11 protein-coding genes are annotated in these 24,252 nt (G+C 62.8%); 5 read left to right on the forward strand and 6 right to left on the reverse strand.

Annotated features, from left to right (window positions below; genetic code table 11):
• Positions 1–92: 92 nt before the first annotated feature.
• From AC3WJW_RS22850 to AC3WJW_RS22870, 5 genes are read right to left on the reverse strand one after another with little or no spacing between them, the layout of a single operon-like run.
• The gene (locus tag AC3WJW_RS22850; protein ID WP_493727485.1) at positions 93–890 is read right to left on the reverse strand and encodes an enoyl-CoA hydratase/isomerase family protein; all 798 of its coding nucleotides are present in this window, start codon (positions 888–890) and stop codon (positions 93–95) included.
• Positions 887–2,044 (reverse strand): citronellyl-CoA dehydrogenase, encoded by a 1,158-nt coding sequence (gene atuD, locus AC3WJW_RS22855; protein WP_095968084.1) that lies wholly within the window; start codon positions 2,042–2,044, stop codon positions 887–889. Before atuD ends, AC3WJW_RS22850 begins: the two co-directional genes overlap by 4 nt.
• A gap of 24 nt (positions 2,045–2,068) precedes the next feature.
• Positions 2,069–3,685: a geranyl-CoA carboxylase subunit beta gene (atuC, locus tag AC3WJW_RS22860; protein WP_493727486.1), complete on the reverse strand. Its 1,617-nt coding sequence runs from the start codon at positions 3,683–3,685 to the stop codon at positions 2,069–2,071.
• A 3-nt stretch (positions 3,686–3,688) separates the two neighbouring features.
• Positions 3,689–4,558: an SDR family oxidoreductase gene (locus AC3WJW_RS22865; RefSeq protein WP_493727487.1), complete on the reverse strand. Its 870-nt coding sequence runs from the start codon at positions 4,556–4,558 to the stop codon at positions 3,689–3,691.
• A gap of 12 nt (positions 4,559–4,570) precedes the next feature.
• Positions 4,571–6,373: an acyclic terpene utilization AtuA family protein gene (locus AC3WJW_RS22870; RefSeq protein WP_493727488.1), complete on the reverse strand. Its 1,803-nt coding sequence runs from the start codon at positions 6,371–6,373 to the stop codon at positions 4,571–4,573.
• A 177-nt stretch (positions 6,374–6,550) separates the two neighbouring features.
• On the opposite strand from AC3WJW_RS22870, the gene AC3WJW_RS22875 reads away from it, so the two are divergent.
• The 3 genes from AC3WJW_RS22875 (at position 6,551) to AC3WJW_RS22885 (ending at position 9,179) form a co-directional block, all read left to right on the forward strand.
• A complete protein-coding gene (locus AC3WJW_RS22875) occupies positions 6,551–7,177 on the forward strand; it encodes a TetR/AcrR family transcriptional regulator (RefSeq protein ID WP_493727489.1) in 627 nt (208 codons plus the stop codon).
• A gap of 153 nt (positions 7,178–7,330) precedes the next feature.
• Entirely contained in the window at positions 7,331–8,089 is a 759-nt protein-coding gene (locus tag AC3WJW_RS22880; protein ID WP_493727490.1) for a substrate-binding periplasmic protein, read from the forward strand.
• Between the two features lie 76 nt (positions 8,090–8,165).
• Positions 8,166–9,179: a GNAT family N-acetyltransferase gene (locus tag AC3WJW_RS22885; protein WP_493727491.1), complete on the forward strand. Its 1,014-nt coding sequence runs from the start codon at positions 8,166–8,168 to the stop codon at positions 9,177–9,179.
• 97 nt (positions 9,180–9,276) lie between these two features.
• Here the strand turns inward: AC3WJW_RS22885 and AC3WJW_RS22890 are convergent, their stop codons facing one another.
• Positions 9,277–9,825 carry an RNA polymerase factor sigma-70 gene (locus AC3WJW_RS22890; RefSeq protein ID WP_102700836.1) on the reverse strand — a complete coding sequence of 183 codons (549 nt, stop codon included), beginning with the start codon at positions 9,823–9,825 and terminating at the stop codon, positions 9,277–9,279.
• Positions 9,826–10,210: 385 nt separating this feature from the next.
• Here AC3WJW_RS22890 and AC3WJW_RS22895 point away from each other — a divergent pair, with 385 nt between their 5' ends.
• Together AC3WJW_RS22895 and AC3WJW_RS22900 are read left to right on the forward strand one after the other, a co-directional pair.
• On the forward strand, positions 10,211–23,209 hold the full coding sequence (locus AC3WJW_RS22895; protein WP_493727492.1) for a non-ribosomal peptide synthetase: 12,999 nt from the start codon (positions 10,211–10,213) through the stop codon (positions 23,207–23,209).
• A 196-nt stretch (positions 23,210–23,405) separates the two neighbouring features.
• Positions 23,406–24,224, forward strand: a complete 819-nt coding sequence (locus AC3WJW_RS22900) for an alpha/beta fold hydrolase (protein ID WP_493727493.1) — start codon at positions 23,406–23,408, stop codon at positions 24,222–24,224.
• Positions 24,225–24,252 lie beyond the last annotated feature (28 nt).

Consider the following 24,252-nt stretch of genomic DNA (forward strand, 5'->3'; position numbering starts at 1 on the left):
TTATCGGTGAATGTGATGGCCTCATCGCGAGCAGGCTCGCTCCCACAGGGGAATGCATTTCAAATGTGGGAGCGAGCCTGCTCGCGAAGCTTTTAAATGGCCCAGCCCGGTTTGCGTTTTTGCACGAAGGCCATCGTTCCCTCGACGCCTTCTGCCCCGGTCACCGCTTCGCTGAACCATTCGGCAGCTTGATCCAGCAGGGCATCCGACGGTTGTCCGGCACTCGCCAGCAGGAGTTTCTTGGTCGCCGCATTCGCCCCCGGCGCACAACACAAGACATGGGCCAACACCTCATCGAGACGCTCGGCCAGGGCCTGCGGATCATGCTCGACAAAATGCACCAGCCCCATGCGCCGTGCCTGGTGGCCATCAAACCGGGCCGCAGTCAGGGCCAGGCGCCGGGCTTGGGTCAAGCCGATGCGTTGCACCACGAACGGTGCGATCTGCGCCGGCAACAGTCCCAGGCTGGTTTCCGGCAGGCCGAATTGCGCCTGGTGATCTGCCAGGGCGATATCGCTGACGCAGGCCAGGCCGAGTCCACCGCCGAGTACCGCGCCTTGCAGCACCGTGATCACCACTTGCGGTGCGTGTTGCACCTCTTGCAGCAGTGCGCCGAACACCCGGTTCAGGTCCCGGTGCGCAGTGGGGCCCTGAGCGCGGGCGTTGGCCATGTCCTTGATGTCGCCGCCAGCACAGAAGTGCCCGCCGACACCACCGATCACCAGTGCGCGAACCCCTGGTTTATCGCGTACCGCCGCCAGCACCGAGCGCAACTCGGTGACCATCTGCAAGCTCATCGCATTGCGGCATTCCGGACGGTTGAGGGTGACGTGCAACACGCCGTTGTGCAGTTCCAGCAGCAAGGTCTGGCAAACCGGTAGGTTGTTCATTTCCTTTTCCCCGGCAGGATGCCCATTAACTTGCAGATGATCCCCAGCATGATTTCGTCGGCGCCGCCGCCAATCGACACCAGCCGCACATCGCGGTAGGCGCGGGCCACCGGGTTGTCCCACATGAAGCCCATGCCACCCCAATACTGCAGGCAGCTGTCGCTGACTTCGCGGCCCAGCCGCCCGGCCTTGAGCTTGGCCATCGAAGCCAGGCGCGTGACGTCCTGGCCTTTGACGTATTGCTCGGTGGCCTGATAGACCAGTGCCCGCAGGCATTCGATTTCGGTTTGCAGCTCAGCGAGACGGAAGTGGATGACCTGATTGTCGATCAGCGCATTGCCGAAGGTTTTGCGTTCCTTGCAGTATTCGATGGTGCTGTCGACGCAATATTCCAGGCCCTTGATCATGTTGGCCGCGCCGAACAGGCGCTCTTCCTGGAACTGCAGCATCTGCATCATGAACCCCGCGCCCTCATGGCCGATGCGGTTGCGCTGCGGCACGCGCACGTTGTCGAAAAACACCTGGGCGGTTTCCGAACTGCGCATGCCGAGCTTGTCCAGGTGCGAACTCAAGCTGATGCCCGGCGTATTCATCGGCACCATGATCAGCGACTTGTTGATGTGCGGCTTGTCGTCCGACGTATTGGCCAGCAGGCAGATGAAGTCAGCGCTCGGCGAGTTGGTGATCCACATCTTGCTGCCGTTGATCACGTAATCGTCGCCGTCCTTGCGCGCAGTGGTTTTCAATCCGGCCACGTCGGAACCGGCACCGACTTCGGAAACACCGATGCAGCCGACCTGCTCGCCGCTGATGGCCGGGCGCAGGAATTCCTCGCGCAGCTCATCGGAGCCGAAGCGGGCCAGTGCCGGCGTGCACATGTCGGTCTGCACGCCGATGGACATCGGGATGCCACCGCAATGAATGGTGCCGAATTCTTCGGCAGCGACGATCGAATAGCTGTAGTCGAGCCCCATGCCGCCGAATTTTTCCGGTTTGGATATCCCCAGCAAGCCGAGATCACCGGCCTTGCGGAAGATGTCGTGGATGGGGAAGCGCCCGGCCTTTTCCCATTCCTCGACGTGCGGGTTGATCTCGTGCTCGACGAATTGGCGCACGGTGCGGCGCAGTGCTTCGTGTTCCTGGGTGAAGATCATTTTTATTGTTCTCCTTGAGCCGGCCTAGAGCCGGGCTACGCCAAAACTGTTGGCTTGCAATGGCCGCACCTCGGCCTCGTGACAAATGTCCAGCAAGTAACCGAGCAAGGTCCGGGTATCGCGCGGGTCGATCAAACCGTCGTCCCACAGATTGGCACTGCCGTAGAGCGCCGTGGACTGGCTGTCGAGTTTCTGCGCGGTGACCTGTTCGAGCATGTCGAGCATTTTCGGATCGGGCACCAGGCCGTCCTTGGCCTGTTTGGCCTCGGTGACGATGCGCAGCACCTTGCCCGCTTGCGCGCCGCCCATCACCGCGGTGCGGCTGTTGGGCCAGGCGAAGATGAAACGGGGGTCGAGGCCGCGCCCGCACATTGCATAGTTGCCGGCACCGTAGGAGCCACCAACGACGATGGTCAGCTTCGGCACCCGGGCGTTGGCCACCGCTTGAATCATCTTCGCGCCATGCTTGATCACGCCCTGCTGTTCGGATTCGGTGCCGACCATGAACCCGGTGGTGTTGTGGAAAAACAGCAACGGCGTCTGACTCTGGTCGCACAACTGAATGAATTGCGCAGCCTTGCTCGCGCCCTTGGGCGTGATCGGGCCGTTGTTGCCGATGAAGCCACAGGCGCGACCCTGAACTTTCAGGTGACCGCAGACGGTCTGCTGATCGAACTCGCCCTTGAACTCAAGAAAGTTCGAAGCGTCGGCAATCCTGGCGATGATTTCGCGTACGTCGTAGGGTTTTTTCGGGTCATCCGGGATCAGGCCGAGCAGTTCGTCGATAGGGTACAGCGGCTCCTGCCAACGTCGTTCGGGCGGTTGGGGCAACTGCTCGTTCCACGGCAGCAGGCTGACGATCTCGCGTACCTGGCGCACACCGTCGGCGTCGTTTTCAGCCAGGTATTCGGCGGTGCCGGCGATTTGTGCGTGCATCTCGGCGCCGCCCAGTTCTTCATCGGTCGCGACTTCGCCGGTGGCGGCCTTGAGCAATGGCGGGCCAGCCAGAAACAGCTTGGCCTTGCCGCGCACCACCACCACGTAATCCGACAAACCCGGCTGATAGGCGCCGCCCGCCGTGGCCGATCCGTGCACCACAGTCACCTGCGGCAAACCCATGGCCGACATCCGCGCCTGATTGGCAAAGCTGCGCGCGCCTTCGACGAAAATCTCCGCCGCGTAATTGAGGTTGGCGCCGCCGCTTTCGGCGAGAGTGATCACCGGCAGTTTGTTTTCCATGGCGATCTGTTGCAGGCGCAGGGATTTCTTCAAGCCGGTGGGGGAGATGGTCCCGCCCCTGATCGCGCTGTTGTTCGCCACCACCAGCACGCGCACGCCAGACACATAGCCGATGCCGGCGATCAAGCCGCCACCGGCAGAGCTGCCGTCCTTGTCGTCGTGCAGCTTGTAGCCGGCCAGACTCGCCAGTTCGAGAAACGGCGCGCCGGGGTCGAGCAGCAGATTGAGGCGCTCGCGGGGCAACAACTGACCGCGTTTTTCAAACCTGGGTTTGGCTTCGGCGGCCTTGTCCAGCAGGTTCTGTTCGAGCACGCGGACTTGTTCGATGGCGCTCAGCATCGCCGTACGGTTCTGGGCGAACGGCTCGCTGTGGGGATCGAGTTGCGACTGAATCACCGGCATGGGTTATTCCTTGTCCTTCAACACGTCGGGTATGTAGGCGCGGTGGAAACCGTTGTACGACTCGCTGTTGGTCGCCTTGTGGATCGGCCAGGCGCGCCCGCCGAGGCTGGCGGCGCCGTCGATGCGTAGGGTGCTGCCGCTGACGAACGCCGCAGCCGGACTGAGCAGGAAAACGATCGCCGCGCTGACTTCCGATTCGGTGCCGATGCGCTTGAGCGGTACGTGTTCGCGCAGGGTCGGGATCACGGCCTTGAATGCGCCTTCGTAGGTGTCCATGCCGCTGGAGGCAACCCAGCCTGGCGCCACGGCATTGACCCGCACGCCGGCATGACCCCATTCGTACGCGGCGGTCTTGGTCAGGTTGTCCATGCCCGAACGTGCCGCGCCGGAGTGGCCCATGCCGGGCATACCGCCCCACATGTCGGCAAGCATGTTGACGATGGCGCCGCCGTGCTGGCTCATGGACTGGTTGAACACTTCCCGGGCCATCAGGAAGCCGCCCACCAGATTGGTGCGCATCACGGTTTCGAAACCCTTCTGGTTGATCGAGGACAACGGCGACGGGTACTGACCGCCGGCGTTGTTGACCAGGCCATGAATGGGGCCATGCTTGCGGATCAGTTCGCTGACCAGGTGCTGCACCGATTCCTCCTCGCGGATATCGCAAACGGCCCAGTCGGCCTTGCCGCCGTCTTCGGCGATCTCGGCCGCAACGGTTTTGAGCTTGTCGGCCTTGCGCCCGACCAGCAACACATGGGCGCCGAGGGCCGCCAGTTCGTGGGCGGTGCAGCGGCCGATGCCACTGCCGCCACCGGTGACGATGATGTTTTGGCCGGCAAACAAATCGGCTTTGAAAATCGAATCGTAGGCCATGGCGGCAATCCTCTAGTTGAACTGGTCGGCGATGCGCTGCGGCACCGGGATCTGGATTTCCAGCAGTTGCTGGGCGAAAGCCTTGCCTTGCGGGTCGATGCGCAGGCTGGCGACACCGCCGCCGCCGAGGGCGTTTTCCAGCAGGAAATTCAGGCTGTGGCTGGCGGGCAAGTACCAGCGTTCGACCCGCCCGTGGATGGGATCGAGGACGTGGCCCATCCAGTCGACGATCACCTCCGGGGTCAGGGCTTCGGCGATCCATGGCAGGAATTCGGGATCGCGGGCCATGACGCCGATGTTGCTGTGGTTGCCCTTGTCGCCAGAGCGGGCGACCGCCAGCTTGACCAGGGCCACGCTGGCGTCGGCCTGGCCGGTCGGCTTCGGCGCAGCGAGCGGGACTGGCAGGTCCAGCGGGTCGAGCGTATCGAGGGCGGGCAGGGCACACGGGTGGCGCCGGCCCATGAAATCAATGTCCAGCGTGCAGGCGGTTTTGTCGATGAGGAACGAGAACAGTCGGATCAGCGGATACACCGTCGGCCGGCCACCGACAATGCCGGTCAGCCCTGGCGCCATGCCGGTGGCGGCCTGGGCAATCTCCCGGGAAAACACGATCAAGGCCTGCTTGTCCGGATGGCGCACGGCGAGTTTGATCACCACTTCGCGACTGTCCTGCCGCTGGCCGTGGGGGCCGTAGGTGGCCTCGCTGCCCAGCAACTCGATATTCACCTCGCTGTACGGCGCCCAGCCGCGCTGGCTGAACATTTCCGAGGTCTTGTCGATGATCGCCGCGCTGACCCGTCGCGCCTTGTCGACGGCATCGATGCCGGCAATCAGGCAACTGGCGGTACAGCGAAAACCATCGGGATACGTGGCGCTGACCTTGTATTGAGCCGTCGGCGGCAGGCCTTTGGCGCCGTGCACCTGCACCGCGTTCTTGCCTTGTTGCAGCAGTTTGACCTGAGTGAAGTCGCACACCACGTCGGGCAGCAGATACGCGCGCGGGTCACCGATTTCATACAGCATCTGTTCACCCACCGTCAGCGGCGTGACCAGCCCGCCGGTACCTTGCGGTTTGCTGACGATGAACTGGCTGTCGGCGCTGACATCGACGATGGGAAAACCGATGTGTTCGTAGTCGGGCACGTCGCGCCAATCGGTGAAGTTGCCACCGGTGCACTGGGCGCCGCATTCGATGATGTGCCCGGCCAATGCGGCCTGGGCGAGCTTGTCGTAGTCGTGCCACGACCAGCCGAATTCATGCACCAGCGCAGCGCTGACCACGGCACTGTCGACCACGCGCCCGGTGATCACGATGTCCGCGCCCAGGCGCAGGGCTTCGACGATACCGGGTGCGCCGAGGTAGGCATTGGTCGAGACGCACCTCGATGGCAGGGGCGCACCGCTGAACATTTCATGAATGCCTTGGCTGCCCAGCTGTTTGAGTTGCGGTTGCAGGTCGTCACCCAGCAGCACGGCGATCTTCAGCGCCACGCCGGCCTTGTCGCAGGCCGCTTGCAGGGCGGCGGCGCAGGCTTGGGGATTGACCCCGCCGGCATTGCTGATGACCCGGATGTTGTGCTGCGCGAGCTGCGGCAACAAGGGCGCGAGCACTTCGATGAAGTCACCCGCATACCCGGCCTGGGGATCTTTCATCCGTGCGCCGGCCATGATCGACAGCGTGATCTCGGCCAGGTAATCGAAGACCAGATAGTCCAGATGCCCGTGTTCCACGAGTTGTGCGGCAGCGGTCGAGGTATCGCCCCAGAACGCGCTGGCGCAACCGATGCGAATTGATTTTGGCGCAGTCCGTTCCATAGCCACCTCCAACCCAAGTGCGTCGACATTACCAAGCAAGCGCTTGGTTTGTAAATGACCGGGTTATCTTCTGCCAAGCGCTTGCTTGGTTGCATCCATCAGCTTAAATTGCCCGCGCAACCCCGTTGTTTTCGGGGTGATCGGCGTTATTGATTGATCGACTGTAGGAGAGAACGGGTGGACGAGCAAAAAGCCCTGAGGGTCATGCGTGAATTGGTGGACGACGGCCAATTGACCGACCCGGACAGCGCCCGTGGCAAGCTGCTGCAAGTGGCGGCCCACCTGTTCCGCAATAAAGGCTATGAGCGCACGACCGTGCGCGATCTGGCGGGTGCCGTGGGCATTCAATCCGGGAGTATTTTCCATCACTTCAAAAGCAAGGACGAAATCCTGCGCGCCGTGATGGAGGAAACCATCCGCTACAACACCGCATTGATGCGTGCGGCCATCGCCGAGGCCGGCAATGTGCGCGAACGGGTGCTGGCGCTGATCCGTTGTGAATTGCAGTCGATCATGGGCGGTAGCGGCGAGGCCATGGCCGTGCTGGTCTACGAATGGCGCTCGCTGTCCGAAGAAGGCCAGGCCAAGGTCCTGGCACTGCGCGAAATCTATGAAGGCATCTGGTTGCAAGTACTGGGCGAAGCCAAGAGCGCCGGGTTTATCCGCGGCGATGTGTTCATCACCCGTCGCTTCCTGACCGGCGCATTGTCCTGGACCACCACCTGGTTTCGCGCCGGCGGTAGCATGAGCCTTGATCAGTTGGCCGATGAAGCGTTGATTCTGGTGCTGGAAGACCGGCAATAAACTTGTGTTGGCCAGCATTAAACTGGCTAACTTGACGAAAACGCCTAGCTTGAAGGCATCGATGCCGTTTTATTGGGGAGTGAGCTTGTTTTGAGGGGGTCGCCAATTCGGACAGCTTCGCGGCTTTTGCTCGCGACACTTGCGGTGTCAACGATGCTGCCATCCCAGGCTGCGCAACTGGTGCGCATTGGTGCCGCGCATTTTCCGCCCTACACCGTGCGCCCGGAATCCGGGGCCGATACCGGGTTGCTGCCGCAGTTGGTAGAGGCCCTGAACGCAGCGCAAAGTGACTATCAGTTTGTCCTGGTGCCCACGTCCATTCCACGGCGTTTCGGTGACTTGAAGCAGGGCCGGGTCGACATGGCCATCTTCGAAAATCCGGCCTGGGGTTGGGAAGACATTCCCCATACCGCCGTCGACATGGGGCTGGAAGACGCCGAGATTTTTGTCGCGCAGCGCCTGCCCGATCGGCAGCAAAGCTATTTTGCCGACCTGAGCGGCAAGCGCCTGGCACTCTTCAGCGGCTATCACTATGAGTTCGCCAACTTCAATGCCGAGCCCCAGTACCTGGCGAAAAACTACAACGCCACGCTGACCTATTCCCATGACAGCAATCTGCTGATGGTGTTACGCGGTCGCGCCGACATCGCCCTGGTCACGCGCTCTTACCTGAACGACTACTTTTTGCGCAATCCGAATGTCGCCAAGGAGTTGTTGGCGTCCGATCGCATCGATCAGGTCTATCACCATTACGCCATCCTGCGCCCGGCGGCCCCCATCAGCGGCGAGGCCTTTGGCAAGTTGTTGCAAGGCTTGCGGGACGGTGGCCAGATGCTGAGGATTTTCGATCCGTACAAGATTGCGGTGGTGCCGGTCCCGCACAAAGAACCGCCACCTCAAGTCGTCAATTGACGTTCTTTTCCTAAATTTCCCGCCGTGGCTGACGTCACCTCGTTGAACTGTCGACGATTATCGTGAGCCCGCCCCCATGTCCAATCTGAATGAACTGATTGCCCTGTGCCTGCCGACCGGCCGTTGTCTTGCCGCTGATGAAACGCAAGGCCGCCTGAGCCTCAGCCTGGAAGGGCAGCCCTTGCTCACCCTGCGGCTCAATCGTGACCCCGAGTTGCACGTGCAATTGCTGGAGCGCTTCAGTCACCCCGAAGGGCAAGCGATATGGGCGGCCTGTTACTGGCTGTTCGCTCGCGACCCCGACTGTCAGCGCCTGGTCTGGCAACTGCAAGAGGTGCCGCACGAAGCCGTGCTCAGTGGTTTGCTGATTCCGGCTTCCGTCAACGGCCAGTATTGCTGCGAGCGCACCTTGTTCTGGCAGTTGCCGCAGCCATGGCTGGGGCATTCCCTGACCGGCAGCTTCCCACAGCAAATGGTCATCACCGGCGGCAAGCGTCACCCACTGCGAGCGGTGAAACCCCGGGGTGAGGTGTATCGACGATTCGATGCGCGGCTGGGCGCCTGGGTTTCCCTGCGTACCCTGGAAATCGAGCAAGACCTGGCGCGTTTCAATCGCTGGCAAAACAGCCCACGCGTCGCCAGCTTCTGGCAGGAGGAGGGCAGCCTCGAACAACATCGCCAATACCTGAACAAACTCGAGGCCGATCCGCACACCCTGACGCTGATCGGGTGTTTCGACGATCAGCCGTTCGCTTACTTCGAAGCCTACTGGGCCAAGGAGGATCGCATCGCACCCTTCTATGATGCCGGCGATTACGACCGTGGCCTTCACATGCTGGTGGGTGAGGAAAACCATCGCGGTCCGCACAAGGTGGCGAGCTGGTTATCGGCGCTGGTGCATTATCTGTTTCTCGATGATCCGCGCACGCAGCGCGTGGTGGCCGAGCCTCGTGCCGATAACGCGAAGATGATCGGGTACATGCACAACCAGTGCTTTCACTGCGAGAAAGAGTTCGACTTCCCGCACAAGCGCGCGGCCTTGATGGTGTTGGGGCGGGAGCGGTTTTTCGATCGGTGCAGTCTGGCCTGAAAAAAAGATCGCAGCCTTCGGCAGCTCCTACATGGAATTGCGTTCCCCCTGTAGGAGCTGCCGAAGGCTGCGATCTTTTAGAGCGGACAACACAAATTCAACGATGGGAAAAGCTATCCGCCCGATTCCCCGACACCTTGCGGCAGTGCACCAGCGCATCGCGAATCATGAAGTTCACCAGGGTCGGCGAGACCCCGAGTTCCTTGGCGATGTCTTTTTGCGGTACGCCGTGCAGGCGATACATCTCGAAGGCGTAGCGGGTGCGGCTCGGTAATTCGGTCAACGCATCGGCAATGTGCTCCAGCGTCGAGAAATTGATGTGCGAAGTTTCCGGTGACGCACCCTGGATCACCACATTCAGCCCTTCCTCTTCAGGGCCGGAATACTTCTGCTCCAGCGCCTGCTTGCGGTAGTGGTCGATCGCCAGGTTGCGCACGATCTGGAACAGGTAGCTGAGCTGGGCCTTGATCGAACTGGTGATGGGCGGGGCCGACTGCAACCGGAAGAACGCGTCCTGCACAACATCTTCGGCACGTGAGCGGCAACCGGTAATACGGGCTGCGATCTTCACCAGAATCAGTCGATTGTCGACGAATGCCTGAAGTAGCGGTGTATCGCACCTGCTTGTGGATACTGGTTCCATCATGGAAATCACCTTGCTGCCAAAAGGTTAGTGGGACGGGGATAAACCGGGGGGGCCGTCCTGCACAATCGAGCGACAAACTAGGCTTAATGATAATGATTGTCAAATGAGAAAGATAATTACTGCGTAGCAGGGGCGCAGAGTGCGAACTGCGACACGTTGACGCCCCCTTCAGCCCGCCTGGCGTTGCAACCTGGCGACTAATTATTTCAAGACGTCATCCGTTCTCATTGGTGAATTGCACAGCGCAACCCTCATCACCCCGTAGGAGCGAGCTCGCTCGCGATGGTCGTCAACGATGACGATGGGCGCCTGACACCCCGCGGTGTTCTCCGGATTTTCGCGAGCAGGCTCGCTCCTACCAAGCCGAAATCAGGCAGGAAACCTCATGACCGACGCGTTCGAACTCCCCAGCACAATGGTCCAAGCCCTTCAGCGCCGCGCGGCCCTGACGCCGGATCGGGTGGCCCTGCGTTTTCTTGCCGAGACCCCGGAACAGGCTGTGGTGCTCAGTTATCGCGAGCTGGATCAGCGGGCGCGGATGATTGCCGGCGCCTTGCAGGCTCAAGCGGATTTCGGCGACCGCGCCGTGTTGTTGTTCCCCAGCGGCCCGGATTACGTCGCGGCGTTCTTCGGTTGCCTGTACGCCGGGGTGATCGCGGTCCCGGCCTACCCGCCGGAGTCGACGCGCCGTCATCACCAGGAGCGCCTGCTGTCGATCATCAGCGATGCCCAGCCGCGCTTGCTGCTGACCAGCGCCGGGCTGCGCGATGCATTGCAGCAAATCGAAGGGGCGCCGCCGTTGCTGTGTGTCGACACCCTCGACGGTGCACTGGCCGAACGCTGGGTCGCGGCGGATTTGCAGGACGATCACATCGCCTTCCTGCAATACACCTCCGGTTCCACCGCGATGCCCAAGGGCGTGCAAGTCAGCCACGGCAATCTGGTGGCCAACGAATTGCTGATTCGTCACGGGTTTGGCATCGACCTCAACCCCGACGACGTGATCGTCAGCTGGCTGCCGCTGTATCACGACATGGGCCTGATCGGCGGCTTGCTGCAGCCGATTTTCAGCGGCGTGCCTTGCGTATTGATGTCGCCGGCGTACTTCCTCGGCCGGCCGTTGCGCTGGCTGGAAGCGATCAGCGAATACGGCGGCACCATCAGCGGCGGGCCGGATTTTGCTTATCGCCTGTGCAGCGAGCGGGTCAGCGAATCGGCCCTGGAACGGCTGGACCTGAGTGGCTGGCGCGTGGCGTATTCCGGTTCCGAACCGATTCGCCTCGACACCCTGGAACGCTTCGCCGAGAAGTTCGCGACCTGCGGTTTCACCGCGGACAGCTTCATGGCCTCCTACGGTCTGGCCGAAGCCACCTTGTTTGTGGCCGGTACAGCGCGCGGCGAAGGCATCGGCAACCTGCGGGTGGACGATCAGGCCCTGGCGCAGAACCGGGTGGAAGCGGGCGAGGGCAGCCCGATCATGAGTTGTGGCATCAGCCAGCCGGCTCACGCCGTGCTGATCGTCGACCCGGTCTCGCTCAGCGAACAGGCCGACAATGCCGTCGGCGAAGTCTGGGCCAGCGGGCCGAGCATCGCCCTCGGTTTTTGGCGCAACCCTGAAGCGTCAGCCAGGACGTTCGTCCGGCACGCCGGCCAGACCTGGCTGCGAACCGGTGACCTGGGTTTCATGCGCAACGGCGAGCTGTTCATCACCGGCCGCCTGAAGGACATGCTGATCGTGCGCGGGCACAACCTGTACCCGCAGGACATCGAGCAGACCGTCGAGTGCGAAGTGGAAGTGGTGCGCAAGGGCCGCGTTGCCGCCTTTGCCGTCACGGTCGATGGTCAGGAGGGCATCGGCATCGCCGCCGAAATCAGCCGCAGCGTGCAGAAAATCCTGCCGCCCGCGTCCCTGATCAAGGCCATTCGCCAGGCCGTCGCCGAGGCGTATCTGGAAGCACCGAGCGTGGTGGTGCTGCTCAATCCGGGTGCGCTGCCCAAGACGTCCAGCGGCAAACTGCAACGCTCGGCGTGCCGCAGTCGACTGGTGGACGGCAGCCTCGACAGCTACGCGCTGTTCCCGTCGGCCAGCACCGACAGTGCAAGCCAGGTCGAGTCGGGCTCTGAGCTGCAAAGCCTGATCGGCGGCATCTGGTGCGAGCAATTGCAGGTTGGGCAGGTGAGCGCCGACGATCATTTCTTCCTGCTCGGCGGCAACTCCATTGCAGCGACGCAAGTGGTGGCGCGCCTGCGTGAAGCGCTGGGACTGGAGTTGAACCTGCGCCTGCTGTTCGAAGCCCCGACCCTCGGCGCATTCGCCGATGCCGTGGCCCGTCAGCAACAGGACGGTGGCCTGGCCCAGGGCGCGATCACGGCGCTGTCGCGCCAGCAACCTATACCGCAATCGCTGGCACAAAACCGTTTGTGGATCACCTGGCAACTCGCCCCCCACAGCAGCGCCTACAACATTCCGGGTGCCTTGCGCTTGCGTGGCGAGCTGGACGAGGACGCATTGCGCGCCAGTTTCCAGCAGTTGATCGAGCGCCACGAATCCCTGCGCACACGCTTTTTCGAACGTGATGGCGTGGCCCAGCAGCAGGTCACTGCGGGTGCTGAGTTCAACCTGCAAATGATCGACATCAGCGATCTGCCGGCCGCCGAGCGTGAAGCCCGCGCACTGCAAATCCGTGAGGACGAGGCGCATACCCAGTTCGATCTGGAGAAAGGCCCGCTGCTGTGGGTGACGCTGGTTCGCCTCGACGATGAAGACCATCAGTTGTTGGTGACGATGCACCACATCATTGCGGACGGCTGGTCGCTGAATGTGCTGATCGACGAGTTTTCGCACCTGTATGCGGCGGCCTCCCAAGGCCAGCAAGCGCTGCTGGCGCCATTGCCGACGCAGTACGCCGATTACGCCAGCTGGCAGCGCCAATGGCTGGCGCAAGGGGAGGGCGAGCGGCAACTGGCCTACTGGAAAGGCCGTTTGGGCGATGAGCATCCGACCCTGAGCCTGGCCAGCGATCATCCACGCTGCGCACAACAACTGCACAGCGCCGCCCGCCATACCTTGCGTCTGGATGCGGCCCTCAGCGATAAAATTCGCCAGACCGCCCAGGCCCACGAATCGACCTCCTTCATGCTGCTGCTCGCCGCATTCCAGGCCTTGTTGCATCGCTACAGCGGTCAGCGTGACATCCGCATCGGCGTGCCGAACGCCAACCGTCCGCGCCTGGAAACCCAGGGCCTGATCGGCTTTTTCATCAACACCCTGGTGCTGCGCGCCGAGGTGGATTCGCGGCTGCCATTCACTGAACTGCTGGGGCAAACCCGTGAGGCAGCGCTGGGTGCGCAAGCGCATCAGGACTTGCCGTTCGAACAGCTGCTTGAAGCCTTCCCGCAGGCCCGTGAACAGGGTTTGTTCCAGGTCATGTTCAACCACCAGCAGCGCGACCTCAATGCCTTGAAACGTCTGCCGGGGTTACTCGCCGAAGAGTTGCCGTGGCACAGCCGGGAAGCCAAGTTCGATCTGCAATTGCACAGTGAGGAAGATCGCAACGGTCGCCTGAGCCTGTCCTTCGACTATGCCAGCGAGCTGTTCGATGCGGCGACCATCGAACGTCTGTCCGAGCATTACGCCAACCTGTTGCGTGCAGTCTGCGAGCGTCCGCAAACGGCCCTCGGTGATCTGCAACTGCTCACTGAGCCTGAGCACCATCAGCAAGCGAACTGGTCCGTTGCGCCCTGCACACCGGCCAGTCAATGGCTGCCGGAACGGCTTGACCAACAAGCCCGACTGACCCCGCAGCGTACGGCGCTGCTGTGGGACGGCGGTCAGTTGGACTTCGCCGGACTGCACACCCAGGCCAACCGCCTGGCCCACTACCTGCGCGACAAGGGCGTCGGTCCGGACGTGTGCGTGGCCATTGCCTGCGAGCGTTCGCCGCAACTGCTGATCGGCCTGCTGGCGATCATCAAGGCCGGTGGTGCCTATGTACCGCTGGACCCGGACTACCCGGCCGAGCGCCTGTCCTACATGCTCAGCGACAGCGGTGTCGAATTGCTGCTGACGCAAACCGGGTTGCTCGATCGCATGCCGGCCAGCCAGGGCGTCAGTGTGATCGCCATGGACACCTTGCACCTGGACAACTGGCCAAGCCAGGCGCCGGGCCTGCATCTGCAGGGCGACAACCTCGCCTATGTGATTTATACCTCGGGATCGACTGGTCAACCCAAAGGCGTCGGCAATACCCACGCGGCGCTGGCCGAGCGCCTGCAATGGATGCAGCAAACCTATCAGTTGAACGAAACCGATGTGCTGATGCAAAAGGCGCCGATCAGTTTCGACGTGTCGGTGTGGGAGTGCTTCTGGCCGCTGATCACCGGCAGTCGCCTGTTGCTTGCCGGCCCCGGCGAACACCGCGATCCGCATCGCATCGCGCAGCTTGTGCAAGCGTACGGCGTGACCACGCTGCACTTCGTGCCGCCGCTGCTTTCGTTGTTCATCGACGAACCGCTCAGCGCGCAATGCACGAGCCTGCGCCGCGTATTCTCCGGCGGCGAAGCCTTGCCAGCGGAGCTGCGCAACCGCGTGCTGGCGCAACTGCCGGCCGTACAGTTGCACAACCGCTACGGCCCGACCGAAACCGCGATCAACGTCACCCATTGGCAGTGCTCCAGCGCCGATGGCGAACGCTCGCCGATTGGCCGGCCACTGGGCAATGTGATCTGCCGCGTGCTCGACAGCGAGCTCAATCCGGTGCCGGCCGGTGTACCGGGTGAGTTGTGCATCAGTGGCAGCGGTCTGGCGCGTGGCTACTTGGGCCGTCCGGGCCTGACGGCCGAACGTTTTGTCGTCGATCCATTGGGCGAGCACGGCGCGCGTCTGTACCGCACCGGTGATCGTGCACGCTGGACTGGCGATGGCGTGATCGAGTATCTCGGTCGCCTCGATCAGCAGGTCAAGCTGCGGGGCTTGCGCGTCGAGCCGCAGGAAATCGAAGCCCGCCTGCTGGCGCAGGAGGGTGTCGCCCAAGCGGTGGTGCTGGTGCGCGAAACGGCGATGGGTGGACAACTGATCGGTTACTTCACCACCACCGAAACTGCTGAATCCATCGATGCTCAAACGACTCGCCTGAAAGCGGCGCTGACGGCGCAGCTGCCGGAATACATGGTCCCGGCCCAGCTGATGCATCTGAACCAAATGCCCCTCGGCCCGAGCGGCAAACTCGACCGTCGCGCCTTGCCGGAACCGCAGTGGCAGGTTCGCGAACACGTCGAGCCCGTGACCGAACTGGAGCAACAGATCGCCGGCATCTGGCGCGAAGTGCTGGGCCTGACGCCAGTCGGCCTGCGCGATGATTTCTTTGCCCTCGGCGGCCACTCGCTGCTGGCCACGCAAATCATCTCCCGCACCCGTCAGGCCTGTGACGTCGAGTTGCCGCTGCGGGCGCTGTTCGAACACAGCGAACTGGGTGCATTTGCCGAACAGGTCCGCTTGATCCAGGCCAGCGGCGGCACCAACAAACAGCCGCCGATTGAAACAATCGACCGTCGCCAGGCGGTGCCGCTGTCCTATTCCCAGCAGCGCATGTGGTTCCTCTGGCAGATGGAGCCGGACAGCCCGGCCTACAACGTCGGCGGCATGGCGCGGCTACGCGGTGTGCTGGATGTCGCGCGTTTCGAAGCGGCGCTGCAAGCCTTGATCATGCGCCATGAAACCCTGCGCACGACGTTCCCGAGCGTTGACGGCGTCGCCCGCCAACAGGTGCACATGCAGACCGGCGTGCGCATGGCGTGGAAGGATTTCACCGCGCTGGATGCCGAAGGCCGCGAGTGGCAGGTCCAGCAACTGGCCGATGACGAAGCGCACCAGCCGTTTGATCTGGAAACCGGTCCGCTGTTGCGTGCGTGCCTGGTCAAGACCGGCGAGCAGGAACACTACTTCGTTCTGACCTTGCACCACATCGTCACCGAAGGCTGGGCGATGGACATCTTTGCCCGGGAGCTCAGCGCGCTGTACGAAGCCTTTGTCGACGACCGTGAGTCGCCGCTGGCGCCGTTGCCGGTGCAGTACCTGGATTACAGCGTGTGGCAACGGCAGTGGCTGGAGTCGGGCGAGCGTCAGCGTCAGCTCGATTACTGGACCACGCAACTGGGCCGTGAGCATCCGTTGCTGGAGTTGCCGGCCGACCGTCCGCGTCCGCCGGTACAAAGCCATCAGGGTGAGCTGTATCGCTTTGACCTGAGCGACGAGCTCGCGGCACGGGTGCGTGCCTTCAATGCCCGGCACGGCCTGACCCTGTTCATGACCATGACCGCCACACTGGCGACCCTGCTGTACCGCTATAGCGGCCAGACCGATCTGCGCATCGGCGCACCTGTGGCCAACCGCATTCGTCCGGAAAGCGAAGGGCTGATCGGCGCATTCCTCAACACCCAGGTGTTGCGCTGCCAGCTCGACGGGCAGATGTCTGTCGGCGAGCTGTTCGAGCAGGTGCGGCACACGGTGATCGAAGGCCAGTCCCATCAGGACCTGCCGTTCGATCATCTGGTGGAAGCCTTGCAACCGCCACGCAGTGCGGCCTACAACCCGTTGTTCCAGGTGATGTGCAACGTGCAGCGCTGGGAGTTCCAGCAAAGCCGCACCCTGGCCGGCATGACGGTCGAGTACCTGGCCAACGATGCCCGCGCGACCAAGTTCGACCTCAACCTGGAAGTCACCGACCTCGACCATCGCCTGGGTTGCTGCCTGACCTACAGCACCGATCTGTTCGACGAACCGCGCATCGCCCGTATGGCCGGGCATTGGCGCAACCTGCTGGAGGCGCTGATTGCCGATCCGCAACAACGCTTGAGCGAACTGCCGCTGCTGGCGTCCGGCGAGCAACAACGTCTGCTCGACAGCCTCGGCGTCGAGGCGGGCGAACATCGGCTGGATCAGTGCATCCATCACCTGTTCGCCGAGCAAGCCCTGGTGCGCCAGGACGCGCCGGCCCTGACTTTCGCCGGGCAGACCCTGAGCTACGCCGAACTCGATAGCCGCGCCAACCGCTTGGCCTGGATGCTGCGCGAGCGAGGTGTCGGACCGCAGGTTCGTGTGGGCCTGGCACTTGAGCGCTCGCTGGAAATGGTGGTCGGCCTGTTGGCGATCCTCAAGGCGGGCGGCGCCTATGTGCCGCTGGATCCGGAATACCCGCTGGACCGCTTGCACTACATGATCGAAGACAGCGGCATCGGTTTGCTGCTCAGCGATGCGGCGATGTTCAAGGCCCTGGGCGAGTTGCCGGCGACCGTCGGCCGCTGGTGTCTTGAGAAAGACGCCGCTGCGCTGGCCAATTTCCCGGCCACCGAGCTGCCGCCGATCAGTCTGGCGCAGCATCAGGCCTACCTGATCTACACCTCGGGCTCGACCGGAAAACCGAAAGGCGTGGTGGTGTCCCACGGTGAAATCGCCATGCATTGCCGCGCGGTGATCGAACGTTTCGGCATGCGCCCCGACGACTGTGAACTGCACTTCTATTCGATCAACTTCGACGCCGCCACCGAGCGGTTGCTGGTGCCGCTGCTCAGCGGCGCGCACGTGGTGTTGCGAGCGCAAGGGCAGTGGGACGCGGAAGAAATCTGCGGCCTGATCCGTCGTCATCGGATCAACGTACTCGGTTTCACGCCGAGCTACGGCAGCCAGTTGGCGCAATGGCTGGCGACCCAGGACCAGACCCTGCCGGTGCGCATGATCATCACCGGCGGCGAAGCGCTGACCGGTGAGCACCTGGCACGGATTCGTGCAGCGTTCAAGCCGAGCCGGTTCTTCAACGCCTACGGCCCGACCGAAACCGTGGTCATGCCGCTGGCCAGTCTTGCTCCGCAAGTATTGGAAGAGGGCGCCGGCAGCGTGCCGATCGGCAGTGTGATCGGCGACCGCGTGGCCTACATTCTCGACGCCGACCTGGCGTTGGTGCCGCAAGGCGCGACGGGCGAGCTGTACATCGGTGGCGCGGGTCTGGCCCAGGGGTATCACCAGCGTCCGGGCATGACAGCGGAGCGCTTTGTGGCCGATCCGTTTGCCGCCAATGGCGGGCGTATCTACCGCACCGGTGACCTGGTGCGCCAGTGTGCCGATGGCCTGGTGGAATACCTTGGACGCATCGACCATCAAGTGAAGATTCGCGGATTCCGCATCGAACTCGGTGAAATCGAAACCCGCCTGCTGGACCATGATTCAGTCCGTGAGGCGGTCGTGCTGGCGCTTGACGCACCGAGCGGCACGCAACTGGTCGGCTATCTGGTGACGGATGTCGCCGAACAGGGCGAAGCGCAGCAATCGATGTTGCGTGAAGCCCTCAAGGCGCATCTGAAATCGCAACTGCCGGATTACATGGTGCCCACGCACCTGATCCTGCTGGCGAGCATGCCGTTGACCGGCAACGGTAAACTCGACCGCCGCGCGCTCCCGGCACCGGACCCGGAGCTGAATCGCCAAGACTACGTGGCGCCAAGCAACGAGCTCGAAGTCACCCTGGCGCAGATCTGGTGCGAAGTACTGAACGTGGAGCAGGTCGGTCTCAACGACAACTTCTTCGAACTGGGCGGCGACTCGATCCTGTCGATCCAGGTGGTCAGCCGGGCGCGGCAGCAGGGCATTCACTTCAGCCCTCGTGACCTGTTCCAGCACCAGACCGTGCAGACCCTCGCCGCCGTGGCCACCCGCAGCGAGCAGGTCAACGCCGAGCAGGGTTTGATCATGGGCGAGTCGCGCCTGACACCCATCCAGCACTGGTTCTTCGACACCGATATCGCGCAACGCCAACACTGGAACCAGGCGTTGTTGTTGCAACCGACAATGGTACTTGAATCTCATCGCCTGGAGCAAGCGTTGCTGGCGGTGATCGAACAGCACGACGCCTTGCGCTTGCGCTTTGGCCAGGTTGCCGGCCAGTGGCAGGCCTTGCACCAGCCGGTTTCCGATGCGCCGGTGTTGTGGCAAGTGCGTGTTTCGTCGATGGATAAATGCGCGGCCTTGTTCGCCGATGCCCAGCGCAGTCTCGACCTTGAACAGGGACCGTTGCTGCGCGTGTTGCTGGTCGACGGCCCTGAAGGCCAGCAACGCTTGTTCATCGCCATTCATCACTTGGTGGTGGATGGTGTGTCGTGGCGGGTGCTGCTGGATGACCTGCAAACCGTGTATCGCCAACTGGAAGCACGGCAGTCGGTGAAACTGTCGGCGAAAACCAGCGCCTTCAAGGACTGGGCCGTACGCTTGCAAGCCTACGCCGGCAGCGAGTCCCTGCGCGAAGAGCTGGGCTGGTGGCAGGCGCAACTGGCCGGACCAAGTGCCGATCTGCCCTGCGATCATCCTGAAGGCGGGCGGCAAAACCGTCATGCGCAAACCGTCAGCGTGCGTCTCGACAGCGAGCGTACGCGGCAGTTGCTGCAGCAGGCGCCAAGTGCCTATCGCACCCAGGTCAACGACTTGCTGTTGACCGCTTTGGCCCGCGTGCTGTGCCGCTGGAGCGGTCAGCCATCGGCGCTGATCCAGCTGGAAGGCCACGGCCGCGAAGCGCTGTTCGACGACATCGACCTGACCCGCACGGTGGGCTGGTTCACCAGTGCCTATCCGTTGCGCCTGACGCCGTCGAACATCGAAGAAGCCGCCGGGCAGGGGGCCTCGATCAAGGCGATCAAGGAGCAGCTGCGTGCCGTGCCGCATAAGGGCTTGGGTCATGGCGTGCTGCGTTACCTCGCCGATGAGCCGAGTCGCCACAGCATGGCGGCGTTGCCGCAGGCACCGATTACCTTCAACTACCTCGGCCAGTTCGACCAGAGCTTCGGCGCGGACGCGCTGTTCCATCCACTGGATGAAGCCGTCGGCGCCGCCCACGATGCCCATGCACCGTTGCCCAACGAGCTGAGCGTCGACAGTCAGGTGTATGGCGGTGAACTGGTATTGCGCTGGACGTTCAGCGCCGAACGCTTCGATCCATCAACCATCGGCGAGTTGGCCGATGCCTACCTCGGTGAGTTGAGCAGTCTGATCGAGCATTGCCTGCGCGACGACGCCGGTGGCCTGACGCCGTCGGACTTCCCGCTGGCGCAGCTCAATCAGACGCAACTGGATGCGCTGCCAGTCCCGGCCACCGCTATCGAAGACGTCTACCCGTTGACCCCGATGCAGGAAGGCATGCTGTTGCACACCTTGCTGGAGCCGGGCACCGGCCTGTACTACATGCAGGACCGCTACCGCATCAACAGCGAGCTGGATCCGCAGCGTTTCGCCCAGGCCTGGCAAGCCGTCGTCGCCCGCCACGAAGCGTTGCGCGCGTCGTTCTGCTGGAACGTCGGCGCGGACATGCTGCAGGTGATCCACAAGCCGGGCAGCACACCGATCGAGTACCTCGACTGGCGTGATATCGCCGAAGCCGAGCAAGAGCCGAAGCTGCAAACCTTGCTCAGGACCGAACGCGAGGCCGGGTTCGATCTGCTCAACCAGGCGCCGTTCCACTTGCGCCTGATCCGGGTCGGCGCGGCGCGCTACTGGTTCATGATGAGCAACCACCACATCCTCATCGATGCCTGGTGCCGCTCGCTGCTGATGAACGATTTCTTCGAGATCTACAGCGCCCTCGGCGAAGGCCGGGAAGCGCAGCTCGGGCCTGTATCGCGTTATCGCGACTACATTGGCTGGCTGCAACGCCAGAGCCTGGACGAAGCGCGGCAATGGTGGAAAACCAACCTGCAAGGGTTTGAGCGGACCACGCCGATCCCGAGCGACCGGCCGTTCCTGCGTGAACATGCCGGCGACAGTGGCGGCATGATCGTCGGCGACCGCTACACCAGGCTCGATGCCTGTGACGGTGCGCAACTGCGCGAACTGGCCCAGGCCCATCAGCTGACCATCAACACCTTCGCCCAGGCGGCGTGGGCGCTGGTGCTGCGGCGCTTGAGCGGTGATCGCGACGTGCTGTTCGGCGTCACCGTGGCCGGGCGTCCGGTGGAGATGCCGCAGATGCAGCGCACCGTCGGCCTGTTCATCAACAGCATCGCGCTGCGGGTGAAGATGCCCGAGGACGGCCAGCGATGCAGCGTGCGCCAGTGGCTCACCGGTCTGCTCGACAGCAACATGCAATTGCGCGAATACGAATACCTGCCGCTGGTGAACATCCAGGAACAAAGCGAGCTGCCCAAGGGCCAGCCGCTGTTCGACAGCCTGTTCGTGTTCGAAAACGCCCCGGTGGAAGTCTCGGTGCTGGACCGTGCGCAGAGCCTCAACGCGACCTCGGACTCGGGCCGGACCCACACCAACTTCCCGCTGACGGCCGTGTGCTATCCGGGTGATGACCTGGGCTTGCACCTGTCCTACGACCAGCGCTACTTCGATGAAACCACGGTCGAGCGCATGCTCGGCGAGTTCAAGCGTTTGCTGCTGGCGCTGGTGGAAGGTTTCCATGGCGACATGGCCGACCTGCCGTTGCTGGGGGCCGAGGAGCAGGACTTCCTCCTCCATGGCTGCAACCGGAGCGAACACGAATATCCACTGGAGCAGAGCTACGTTTCATTGTTTGAGACGCAGGTCGCCCGACACCCGCAGCGCATTGCGGCCAGTTGTATTGACCGGCAGTACAGTTATCTGGAGCTGAACCAGCGCAGTAACCGTCTCGGTCATGCGTTGATTGCCGCCGGTGTCGGGCGCGATCAACCGGTGGCATTGCTGGCCGAACGCAGTCTCGATTTGCTCGGCATGATCATCGGCAGCTTCAAGGCCGGCGCGGGTTACCTGCCGCTGGACCCGGGCCTGCCGAGCCAGCGTCTGAGCCGGATCATCGAACTGAGCCGAACGCCACTGCTGGTGTGCACACAAGCGTGCCGTGAACAGGCGCAGGCCTTGCTTGACGAGTTCGGCTGCGCCAGCCGGCCACGGCTGCTAGTCTGGGAGGAGGTCCAGGCCCTTGCGCTGTCGGCGGACAATCCCGGCATCTACAGCAGTGCGGACAACCTGGCCTATGTGATCTACACCTCCGGTTCCACCGGTTTGCCCAAAGGCGTGATGGTCGAGCAGCGCGGCATGCTCAATAACCAATTGAGCAAAGTGCCGTACCTGAACCTGAGCGACGCCGACGTGATCGCCCAGACCGCCTCGCAGAGCTTCGACATTTCCGTGTGGCAGTTCCTCGCCGCGCCGTTGTTCGGCGCACGGGTGGACATCGTGCCGAACACCATCGCCCACGATCCGCAGGGGTTGTTGGCGCATGTTGCAGCCCAGGGCATCACCGTGCTGGAAAGCGTACCATCGCTGATCCAGGGCATGCTCGCCCAGGAGCGCATGAGCCTCGACGGCCTGCGCTGGATGCTGCCGACTGGTGAGGCGATGCCGCCGGAGCTGGCGCATCAATGGTTGCTGCGTTATCCGCAGATCGGCCTGGTGAATGCCTACGGTCCGGCGGAGTGCTCGGATGATGTGGCGTTTTTCCGCGTTGATATGGCTTCGACTCGCGGCAGCTATTTGCCGATCGGTACGCCGACCGACAATAACCTGTTGTATGTGCTCGATGGCGCACTGGAACTGGTACCGCTGGGTGCCGTGGGTGAACTGTGCGTCGCCGGCACCGGGGTCGGACGCGGTTATGTCAGCGACCCGCTGCGCACGGCTCCGGTGTTTGTGCCGAACCCGTTCGGCGCGCCAGGCGAGCGCCTGTATCGCACCGGCGACCTGGCCCGCCGTCGCAGTGACGGCGTGTTGGAGTACGTGGGGCGCATCGACCATCAGGTGAAGATTCGCGGCTACCGCATCGAGCTGGGTGAAATCGAGGCTCGCCTGCATGAACAACCGGAAGTCCGCGATGCGGCGGTGGGTGTGCAGGAAGGGGCGAACGGCAAGCATCTGGTGGGCTATCTGGTCGCGGCGGAGGTTGCGTTGAGTCCGGCCGAGGGATTGGAGCGGATCAAGCAACGCCTGCGCGCCGAATTGCCGGAATACATGGTGCCGCTGCATTGGCTGTGGCTGGGCAAGATGCCGCTCAACGCCAATGGCAAGCTGGACCGCAAGGCCCTGCCGGCGCTGGAGATCGGCCAGATGCAGAGCCAGGATTACCAGGCGCCGCGCAATGACCTGGAGCAGACCCTGGCGGACATTTGGGCCGAAGTGTTGAAGGTCGAAAAAGTGGGTGTTCGCGACAACTTCTTCGAACTGGGCGGGCATTCGTTGCTGGCGACGCAGATCGCCTCGCGGGTGCAGAAAACCCTGCAACGGGACGTGCCGTTGCGGGCGATGTTCGAGTGCAGCACGGTGGAGGAGTTGGCGACGTACATCGACGGGTTGGCGGCCAACGAAATCACCGAGGAGAAGGTGGATCGCCTGAATGACCTGATGGCGGAGCTGGAGGGGTTGTAATCTCCAGCGGCTTTACCGGCCTCATCACGGGCAAGCCCGCTCCCACAGGTTCAGTGGTGTATGTATGAACACCTGAAACCTGTGGGAGCGGGCTTGCCCGCGAAGGCGGTGGTACAAACGCATACATTCTCGCGATTGACTGTGATCCGTGAGCCGCTCAGTCTTCGGGCTCCCTTTTTGCTCGCGGAGACAGTCGATGCCCTTCGTAACGATAGACGGACAAGCCCTTCACTACATCGATCAAGGCACCGGCCCCGCTGTACTGCTGGCCGGCAGTTACCTGTGGGACCAGGGCATGTGGGCGCCGCAGATTGCCGCGCTGGCGCAACAGTATCGCGTGATAGCCCTGGACCTGTGGGGGCACGGTCAATCCGGGCCGTTGCCTGTCGGCACTGAATCGCTGGATGACCTGGCGCGTCAGGCATTGGTCTTGCTCGATCATCTGGACATCGAGCGGGTCACGCTGGTCGGTTTGTCGGTCGGTGGCATGTGGGGAACGCGCCTGGCCTTATCGGCTGCACACCGGATCAACGGGCTGGTGCTGATGGACACCTACGTCGGCGCTGAACCCGAGCCGACTCGCCAGTATTACTTTTCACTGTTGAAGCAGATCGAAGAGGCAGGCGTCATCACTCCTGCGCTGCTGGACATCGTGGTGCCGATCTTCTTTCGCCCCGGTATCGACCCGCAATCGGCGCTGTATCGTAACTTCCGTGCGGCGTTGGCTGCCTTGCCCGCCGATCGCCTGCGTGAAAGCATCGTGCCGATGGGGCGCATTACCTTTGGCCGTGATGACTGTATGAACCGGCTGGGCGAGCTGGACGGTGCCAGCACACTGGTGATGTGCGGTGATCAGGACATCCCGCGTCCACCGGAGGAAACCCGTGAAATGGCTGAGCTGATTGGCTGCCCGTGGGTGCTGGTGCCGGAGGCGGGGCATATTTCCAGTCTGGAGAATCCGCAGTTTGTCACCCAGGCGCTGCTGGAGTTTTTGGCTGAGCGCAATCCGGCGTAGGGTTTTCGAAAAAAGATCGCAGCCCTGT

It is taken from the genome of Pseudomonas sp. GW821-FHT07G06, assembly GCF_058986625.1.

What these genes read in the sequence shown, in the direction of transcription:
- AC3WJW_RS22850 (WP_493727485.1), bottom strand. Translation starts at nt 890, where the DNA reads ATGAACAACCTACCGGTTTGCCAGACCTTGCTGCTGGAACTGCACAAC.
- atuD (WP_095968084.1), bottom strand. Translation starts at nt 2,044, where the DNA reads ATGATCTTCACCCAGGAACACGAAGCACTGCGCCGCACCGTGCGCCAA.
- atuC (WP_493727486.1), bottom strand. Translation starts at nt 3,685, where the DNA reads ATGCCGGTGATTCAGTCGCAACTCGATCCCCACAGCGAGCCGTTCGCC.
- AC3WJW_RS22865 (WP_493727487.1), bottom strand. Translation starts at nt 4,558, where the DNA reads ATGGCCTACGATTCGATTTTCAAAGCCGATTTGTTTGCCGGCCAAAAC.
- AC3WJW_RS22870 (WP_493727488.1), bottom strand. Translation starts at nt 6,373, where the DNA reads ATGGAACGGACTGCGCCAAAATCAATTCGCATCGGTTGCGCCAGCGCG.
- AC3WJW_RS22880 (WP_493727490.1), top strand. Translation starts at nt 7,331, where the DNA reads ATGCTGCCATCCCAGGCTGCGCAACTGGTGCGCATTGGTGCCGCGCAT.
- AC3WJW_RS22885 (WP_493727491.1), top strand. Translation starts at nt 8,166, where the DNA reads ATGTCCAATCTGAATGAACTGATTGCCCTGTGCCTGCCGACCGGCCGT.
- AC3WJW_RS22890 (WP_102700836.1), bottom strand. Translation starts at nt 9,825, where the DNA reads ATGATGGAACCAGTATCCACAAGCAGGTGCGATACACCGCTACTTCAG.
- AC3WJW_RS22895 (WP_493727492.1), top strand. Translation starts at nt 10,211, where the DNA reads ATGACCGACGCGTTCGAACTCCCCAGCACAATGGTCCAAGCCCTTCAG.
- AC3WJW_RS22900 (WP_493727493.1), top strand. Translation starts at nt 23,406, where the DNA reads ATGCCCTTCGTAACGATAGACGGACAAGCCCTTCACTACATCGATCAA.